At 37.5% G+C, this 8,292-nt stretch carries 6 protein-coding genes and 4 pseudogenes; 9 read left to right on the top strand and 1 reads right to left on the bottom strand.

Annotated elements, in window-relative coordinates; translation table 11 throughout:
* Nucleotides 1–79 precede the first annotated feature (79 nt).
* The 8 genes and pseudogenes from tnpA (ORQ98_RS28185) to tnpA (ORQ98_RS28150) all read left to right on the top strand — a co-directional run.
* Nucleotides 80–349 (top strand): annotated as a pseudogene (gene tnpA, locus ORQ98_RS28185) (IS200/IS605 family transposase); the annotation flags it as partial.
* Between the two features lie 99 nt (nucleotides 350–448).
* Nucleotides 449–1,456, top strand: a complete 1,008-nt coding sequence (locus ORQ98_RS28180; RefSeq protein ID WP_274692166.1) for a hypothetical protein — start codon at nucleotides 449–451, stop codon at nucleotides 1,454–1,456.
* 87 nt (nucleotides 1,457–1,543) lie between these two features.
* Nucleotides 1,544–2,302: pseudogene (locus tag ORQ98_RS28175) on the top strand (DDE-type integrase/transposase/recombinase); the annotation flags it as partial.
* A gap of 40 nt (nucleotides 2,303–2,342) precedes the next feature.
* Nucleotides 2,343–2,558: pseudogene (locus tag ORQ98_RS28170) on the top strand (transposase); the annotation flags it as partial.
* Between the two features lie 26 nt (nucleotides 2,559–2,584).
* Nucleotides 2,585–3,267: pseudogene (locus tag ORQ98_RS28165) on the top strand (IS1 family transposase).
* A 74-nt stretch (nucleotides 3,268–3,341) separates the two neighbouring features.
* A complete protein-coding gene (locus tag ORQ98_RS28160) occupies nucleotides 3,342–5,372 on the top strand; it encodes a hypothetical protein (RefSeq protein WP_274692164.1) in 2,031 nt (676 codons plus the stop codon).
* A gap of 143 nt (nucleotides 5,373–5,515) precedes the next feature.
* On the top strand, nucleotides 5,516–5,719 hold the full coding sequence (locus tag ORQ98_RS28155) for a transposase (protein ID WP_425347727.1): 204 nt from the start codon (nucleotides 5,516–5,518) through the stop codon (nucleotides 5,717–5,719).
* 223 nt (nucleotides 5,720–5,942) lie between these two features.
* Nucleotides 5,943–6,374, top strand: a complete 432-nt coding sequence (gene tnpA / locus ORQ98_RS28150) for an IS200/IS605 family transposase (RefSeq protein WP_274692163.1) — start codon at nucleotides 5,943–5,945, stop codon at nucleotides 6,372–6,374.
* 115 nt (nucleotides 6,375–6,489) lie between these two features.
* Here tnpA (ORQ98_RS28150) and ORQ98_RS28145 read toward each other — a convergent pair whose 3' ends face one another.
* Nucleotides 6,490–7,458, bottom strand: coding sequence for a patatin-like phospholipase family protein (locus ORQ98_RS28145; protein WP_274692162.1), 969 nt, complete (start codon nucleotides 7,456–7,458; stop codon nucleotides 6,490–6,492).
* 258 nt (nucleotides 7,459–7,716) lie between these two features.
* On the opposite strand from ORQ98_RS28145, the gene ORQ98_RS28140 reads away from it, so the two are divergent.
* Entirely contained in the window at nucleotides 7,717–7,983 is a 267-nt protein-coding gene (locus tag ORQ98_RS28140; protein ID WP_274692161.1) for a hypothetical protein, read from the top strand.
* Nucleotides 7,984–8,292 lie beyond the last annotated feature (309 nt).

Here is an 8,292-nt window from a genome sequence, read left to right as displayed (position 1 = left end):
ACGGCTAATGAAAATATGTCTCCAGTTAACTTTGAACAATCTCAGAGAAAAGTGTCCGGTTTAGTTTGACCAGAACATAGGGCACTTGATGATAGATCATGTTCATATGTGTCTGAGTATACCTCCGAAGTATTCGGTATCAAATGCTGTAGGCTTTTTAAAAGGAAAAAGTGCTATATCAATAGCCATGAATTTTAGAGGAAGACAAAGAAACTTTGCAGGAGAAGCGTTTTGGGCAAGAGGCTATTTCGTATCAACAGCAGGGTTAGATGAAGCTATGGTGAGGGAGTATATTAGAAACCAAGAAAAACAAGATGTGCGCCGAGATCAATTAATACTGGGAATTTAGTGCGCCTTTTTAAGCCCTTTTAGGGCGTCACCCAATAAGCCTCCGGCTTTGCCGGAGGTCATGTAACTAAACAATGAATTTTTATGGATAAAAAATATTATGTCTTTTACTATTCCTAGTAATATGAAAAAAATTGCAGAAGTTCAACATAAAGTTGAAAGTAAACTACTGCAGACATCAAATGTTGTTGGGGTGGCCTTAGGGCACAAAATTACTAAAGGTATAAAACTGGATCAACCTTCTTTATCTGTTTTAGTTTCTCAGAAATTACCATCATCGTTATTAACTAAAAGTGAAAAAATAGCTTCCAGAATTGATGGTGTTGTAACAGATGTAGTAGAAATAGGAGAATTATTTGCTGGGGACCAAAAAACACTATCTTCTAATATAGACACTAATATATCTACATTAAGCTCTTTTACACCATCACTCACTAAAAAAATTAGGCCAGCAATGGGTGGTTTTAGTATAGGGCATTATAAAGTAACGGCCGGCACCATTGGTTCCTGTTGTTACGATTTAGTTGCACTACCCAGTACTCCAAATAAGTTTTATATATTAAGCAATAATCATATTTTAGCGAATTCTAATATGTCAAAATTAGGTGATCCTATATTACAACCTAGCATAGCTGACGGTGGTAGTTTACAAAGAGATGTCATTGCTAGACTAGCAAGATACATTCCTATAAGGTTCCATTCAAATAAAATCATTCCGATAAACTATATTGATGCAGCAATTGGAGAGGCTAACCTACAAGATATAAATAGAGAAATTTATTGGTCAGGTTACATTAGAAGACTTTATGAAGCACCTAAAATTGATGATATAGTAGAAAAAACTGGAAGAACAACGGGGTTTACTACTGGAAAAGTTACCAACATTAATGCGACCGTGGATGTTAACTATGGCAGTGGTCGAGTTGCAAGATTTGCCAGGCAAATTTTAACCACGAGCATGTCTGCTCCAGGTGACTCAGGTAGTATCGTTTTAAATAGAGATGAGGGAGCTGTAGGTCTTTTATTTGCTGGATCATATACTCATAGTGTTATAAATAATATTTTGTATGTGCAGTCTTTACTAAAAATTAGACTTACTGAAATATAGATGCGATTTAGTAAACTAATTTGTGAAACTTTAGACCTCATCTGACATATTCTGTATATTTAGTATGTTGTCAGTTGAGGTGTAGTAATGAACAGAAAAGATGAGCAAGAAGTAAAGCGCAAACTTAAAGTGTTAGCTTATGCTCAAGAAACTGGAAGTGTGAGTAAAACCTGTAGATATTGGGGTATTTCTAGGGATACGTTTTACCGTTGGAAGAGAGAGTATGAAAAACATGGGGAAAAAGCCTTAATCAATAGCAAGCCCTGTCCTGAAAACCCTAATATCCGTATTGCATCTATCATTGAGGAAAAGATTTTATACCTACGTAAGAACTATCATTTTGGTCAAGCCAAGATTAGCTGGTATTTGGAACGTTATCATAATCTCAAAGTTTCCATTTCTGGTGTTTATAGTGTGCTTTGTCGACATGGCCTTAATAGACTTCCACAATATCTTAGAAAGCGACATGTTAAAACTATAAAGCGGTATGAAAAACAGGTACCTGGCCACCATATTCAAGTTGATGTTAAATTTCTTAACTTTAAAGATGACACAGGCAAAAAGGTTCGCAGATACCAATATACAGCAATTGATGATGCTACACGCATTCGTGCGCTAAAAGTCTACAAGCGCCATAATCAAACGAATGCCATTGACTTTATTAACTATGTTATTGAAAAATTTCCTTTCAGAATAAAGGTAATTCGTACGGATAACGGCAGTGAATTTCAGTCAAAATTCCACTGGCATGTCGAAGATCTAGGTATGCAGCATGTTTATATCAAGCCAGCTAGCCCAAATTTAAATGGAAAAGTAGAGCGTCATATGAAATTCTCAGAGAAAAAATGAAAGCTTAATTTTTTTAACTTGAGTGTCAGTCGAAGTCATGAACCACACAAGAAAAACTGCTTGGAGTAAACAGAATTTGACCAAGGCTAGTACCGTAATCTCCGATGGATTGGCCTACTTTAATGGTGCCACAGAAGCAGGTTATCTTCATGAGAAAATTGTATGCGGTGATGGTCGTGCATCAGTAGAGGAACCTGAATTTTATTGGCTTAACACAATTCTTGGTAATTTAAAAAGTGTTTTACGTAGTACTTAGTCGCCGCTGAAAAAACCTCCATCATGGTTATACTCAGGGGTTGTACGCCAGAAGGAAAACAACGCTATCTGTGTAAAAACGAATCATGCAAAAAGTCATTTTTATTGGATTATAGTAATAAAGCTTATCAGCCAGGCGTAAAAGAAACCATCATTGATATGATGTTGAATGGAAGCGGGATACGGGATATAGCTAGGGTATTGAGTGTTAGCTCAAATACGGTGACTGATACGATAAAAAAAGAGGCTAAGTTACACGGTGTTAATAAGGCATTACTAGAAAAGCCTGACGATACACAGGTTAATCTGGAAAAAGTGCTGGTTGCAGAAGTCGATGAGATGTGGAGTTTTGTGAAGAAGAAAGCCAATCAGCGCTGGCTATGGCATGCGATCGATACCGTATCTGGCAATGTACTAGCGTATATACTCGATTCTCGCAAGGATAAAGCCTTTATAAAGCTAAAATCATTATTGAAACTAAACTATTTTGTACGGATGACTGGGGAACTTATAGCCATCATATTCCTAAAGAGAAGCACTTGATAGGTAAAAGAAACACCCAAAAAATTGAACGAAAACATTTAACATTGAGGGCTCGAATTAAACGCCTAGCTACAAAGACGATTTGTTTTTCCAAGTCAAATAAAATGCATGATCTTGTTATTGGGCTTTTTATTAATCGTTATGAATTTGGGCTAAATGCATGATAAGACATAGGTTTGAGCCACTACCAACTGTTGCTAGATTAAATAAAGGCCCACAAAGAAAAGGAATAAAAATAATGAGTGTATGTGAACCCCAAACTCGTAGCCATACATATCAAGGGGTGCCTAGAAGCCCACAAAGAATACACATCACTGGTACTGCAGTGAATGATGGGACAAAAGTAAGGGTCACAGACATCAAGAATAATAATGAAATACGGTTACTCGGCGACACAACTCTTAATGAAGGAGCAAGATATGTAAGTGGTGAAATAAATAACATCCAGACGACTGCTAACTGGGATGGATCAGCTACAGCAGAAATCAATACTCATGGGATGTTTGACACTAAAGCCCTTATGAACTTAAAAAACCAAGAACAACCCACAGTAGTCCCATATAAGAACACACCTCCAGGACTAACCCCAAAAATAGGATTATGGAAAACTGGCGAAGACGAGCAATGTTTAACCATAAACTGGAGCCTAAGCCAAATCGATTGGGCTAAAGGTATACTAGGGAATCTGGTTGCAGGAGGGCATGACAGCGACCAAAACGAAGAGCAGACTCAAAAAGAAAGACTTATGGCAACAGGAGTTGCAGCAAAAGAGGGCAATATTGAAACAGCTTCAGGAGTGAAAACCATATGGGGAAGGATTGACACCACACAAAAACAAATAGTCAGTAATATGGCCAATACCCTAGCGAACTTAATTGACACTTTGAGAGAGTTAGGTTTAGAACAACTAGAGGAAGTATCAGCTAAAAGACCCTCAAAGGAGATAGCCCAAAAAATAAAATCAGCTATTAGTCTTATTGATACAAGAATGCAAGGAGTAACTGAGCAGTTTAATACATTTCAAAACCATGCCATACGAGTTTACAATGCAAAAATACACCAAACCATCCTAGAAACAGAGCTACAACATTGGGGACATCACACAGGTGAGGCAAAAAATACAGGGGATTCTCTTGAAGTACTATACGACAAAATAGGAAGATTCATAGATCTCTTTTTAGGACGAGCAATAACATGGCTCCAAGGGTTGTTAAGAGTCTACGAGCAAAAAAAAGAAGAAGAGCGCATAGAAGAAATATACAACGGAATACTCACAGCAATTACAGTAGCTTCCGCCGCACTATCATTTGGCACTAGTGCTGTAGCTCTAGTTAAAGCAGCCAGAGCAGCATATAAAGCAATCAAACAAACTAGAAGTCTAAGAAAAGTCGCCGCAAGTGTAAAATTAGAAGAAATCGAACTAGAAGAAGTAACAGGACCTGTTTCCTCAACTTTAAATCAAAAAATGAAACAAACCAGAGGATGGGAAAAATTAGCAGAAAAAGCAAAAGGTGAGCAAACAGACATGATAAAAGACCTCTCATTAAGCGTTGCTACGCATACCGGAGCATGGTTGGGTGCTGGAAACGCTGCCCGACATGTAACCAAAACCTACATAACTAAACCCGGCACACCCGTAGCTGTAGGTCAACTCAATGATCAATTAAACCGTGCCAAAGCAGACAACGAAAGCATAGGTGCAACTAGCGGAGGCCCAGACACTCCAAACGACTGGCAGCCACGACCATTTAGTGAATTATCCAAAAAGTGGGATGAATTCTACCAACTTGCAGTAGACACTCGATGGGGACTAATAACAACAAAAGAAGGGAGTGTAGTTGAAAACCCAAATAACGTTGAAACACAATACCATGAAAAAACAAGAGAAGGTTTAGATAAGTGGTCAGATAAAGATGATTGCATATGGTATTGGAACTATCATGAAAAAAGGGATGCACTCATACAAAAAGCTAAAGAGGAGCAAAATAAAAGCAGTAATTACCTATGGTACGTGGAAGAAGAAGTGAATGAACACCCAGATACTAATACTTTCTCCTTAAAACTGAAAAGAGTAGAATTTGGATTGACCGCAACTAACAAAACACCTACTGGATTTAAACAATTTAGGAGCACACACAAAGTTCACTACAATGAAGATATGAAACTTCCCTGGAAGACGTTTAACGAAAGCAACTCGGATAAGCCATGGATACCCCTTGCATACTTTATCGCTTACACTAATAAAGAATCATGCAATAGACTATCATAAGTGTTGAGAGTGTCACTTATTTGTAGTAGCTCATACTTAATCTTTTTGAGTCTAGCCATGTTTGCCAGGGCGTTTTTCCAGAGAGTGTCACTTATTTTGTGTAACTGCTCATTCATGTAAACTTCCTTAATAGGAGCAACTGAATGAGCAAAAGAACACCACAAATGACAGAAGAGCAATTAAAAAAACTACTTGGCAATATTACCACTCAAGACCAATTCAATGAGTTAACCCAATCTCTTCTCAAAACCTTTGTCGAAAGCGCTCTCAATGCTGAAATGGATGAACACCTTGGCTATGAAAAACATGCTGTAGAGGGCCATAATAGTGGTAATAGCCGTTGTTAGCCTATTACGACAAAGTCCCTTGGTAATTAGTCCGTCAGTTTCCCTCGGTAATGACACTACTACAAATAAAAGAGATGTTGCATTGAATCTACATACGAAAAAAGCTAATAATTAAATAAGGTAAACCCCCGGCTTTGCCGGGGGACTCTCAAAGGTTTGACCGTTCCTGCGGTCTTTATACTCTTCGTGCTTCAAGCAAAAAGTAACGAAGGTAAATCAACTAATGAGAGACTATAAGAGTCTGGCACATACCAAGTGGGACTGTAAATATCATGTAGTATTTATTCCAAAATACAGGAAAAAAGTGATATATGGTGCATTGCGTGCTCATCTAAGAGGTGTTTTCCATGAGTTAGCAAAGCATAGGGAAAGTGAAATAGTAGAAGATTACTTGAAATCTGATCATATACATATGTGTATTAGTATTCCACCAAAATATGCAGTGTCAAAAGTGGTTGGATATATCAAGGGAAAGAGTGCTATATCGATAGCTAGACAATATGGAAACAAAGTAAGGAATTATAAAGGAGAAAGGTTTTGGGCGAGGGGCTACTTTGTTTCAACGGTTGGTTTGGATGAAAAAATGGTGAGGGAATACATTCGAAACCAAGATAGTAGAGATAAATATTTTGACCAGATGAATTTGTCGCTTTAGCGACTCACATATAGGCCCTTTGAGGGGCTCACCCGTATAAGCCACCGGCTTTGCCGGTGGTAATTTAACTGCAACAACTATAAAAGACAACTTCGTGTCACATCACAAAATGTGATTACACTCTCTGTAACAAATTAGCAAATTTTTTTAATTTTTTAATTCCCTGAGCAGAACCATATAAATAACTATGTGCTATATTAAGTAAGGCATATAAATTTTCTGTACTTGCATTATCTAAGTCGTTACAGCTCTTATCCAAAGCTACCTGGAAACGATAATACTGATTTTCAGGTATCATTTGGCGACAGACATAACTAATTGCATCAGAGGAGCCATCAAATAGAACATCAATAATTGGTAATGCCCACTCCAATGCTCCCCATTCCCTACTATCATTGATCGAAATAGGTCTAGTGTATTGGCCTGCTCCAAATGAGCCCAAAATAACTTGAGAGGTGTCAAGACATTTGGTTTTCAACCGAATATCTTTAGCAATATCTGCCAATAGACAAGCAGAAGGGTTATTAGCCACTACCCCACCATCCACTAATGGCATATAGTAACCTGATAACTTCATCAAGTGAGCAGGAAAGTAAACTGGAGCTGAACAGGATGCTTTAATAACTTCCCATAACGGATATTCGGCATGAAGAGAATCCCAGGATTTAAAAATTACCGGTTCTCGTTGAAACACATTATAACTGGTGATAAGGGTTTTTACTTTTAAATCACCAAACTGTTTTTCTCCAAAAGCTCGTTTTAGCTCATGTGTAAGTCCTTTGTCATTGTATTTTGGTGCTGAAGGTCCTTCTAAAAAAAGCCGCTTGATCCTGCTTAATATTCTTCTTGAGTACTCCGGAAAAATAGTTATCGCATACTTTTGATACAACTCCACTACTTCTTGTGCTGGGATACCACATGCTAATGCAGCAGCTAAAATACTACCTGTTGATGTACCTGCAATATAATTCACATAATTGTAGACCGGGTGACCTAATAACTCCTCTAACTCTTCTACCCAGCTGGCAGTAATTAAACCACGGACGCCGCCACCATCAAAAACAATTGCTCTGTAGTCTGTCATAAGCAAAAATCACTTGTATAATAAGTATACTAATCCTGTACTATAGCTAAGTAAATGACCATTAGATAATAGACTCAAGCATAGTTACACACTTCGTGTATGTTTTTCACACTCAGTTTACTTTTATTCATAAATCATTATAGTTAATAAAGTAGTTACTCCAACTCTATGGTGTATACCCTAATAACATTAATGAATTAAGCAGCTAATTAGTTTACTTTTACTAAAGTCCATGCGTTGTACTATTAGGATATACTCATGGGAATACCAAGCATTATCTCACTAATAAGAACCAAGCTGTTTTTTGATTTTATTATTTCACTTTGTTTTGTTTTCTCTGGCATTTGGCTAGTATATATTGGCCCATCAAGCAATACGGTTATTAAACTCTTTGGTCAAACGATTACTTCAACAGATGCGGGTGTTACAGTTATTTTTCTAAGTGCACTGGTGCTTATTCTAGTCACGCAACGCACGCTCAAAACCATGGAGTTACTAATCAAAGCAGAAAAACTACATAAATAATCGCTTTGTTGCAAGAATTATTAAGATTTAAAAGTGCCTGATTTCAAGGCACACTTAGCCTGCTAAAGCACAAAACTGTTCAAACATTGTCTTATGTTTAGCCATTGGATTAGCAGACTGGCCTTTCCTAAGCATATGCACCAACTCAATACCAATCAGTGTGTAGTGGTCTAATAGAAACCAACACTTAACTAAGAGATAATAGCCACATGTGTTGTTGGAAGAAATTATGACCAAAAAGAAGAAGACTTACACGCCAGAGTTTAAACAAGGTGTAGTCCAATTAGTTGTAGAGCAACAAATGAAGCC

Origin of the sequence: Spartinivicinus poritis (assembly GCF_028858535.1) — a bacterium.
Taxonomy (GTDB): Bacteria; Pseudomonadota; Gammaproteobacteria; order Pseudomonadales; family Zooshikellaceae; genus Spartinivicinus; species Spartinivicinus poritis.
This window is presented reverse-complemented; position numbering and strand designations above follow the sequence as displayed.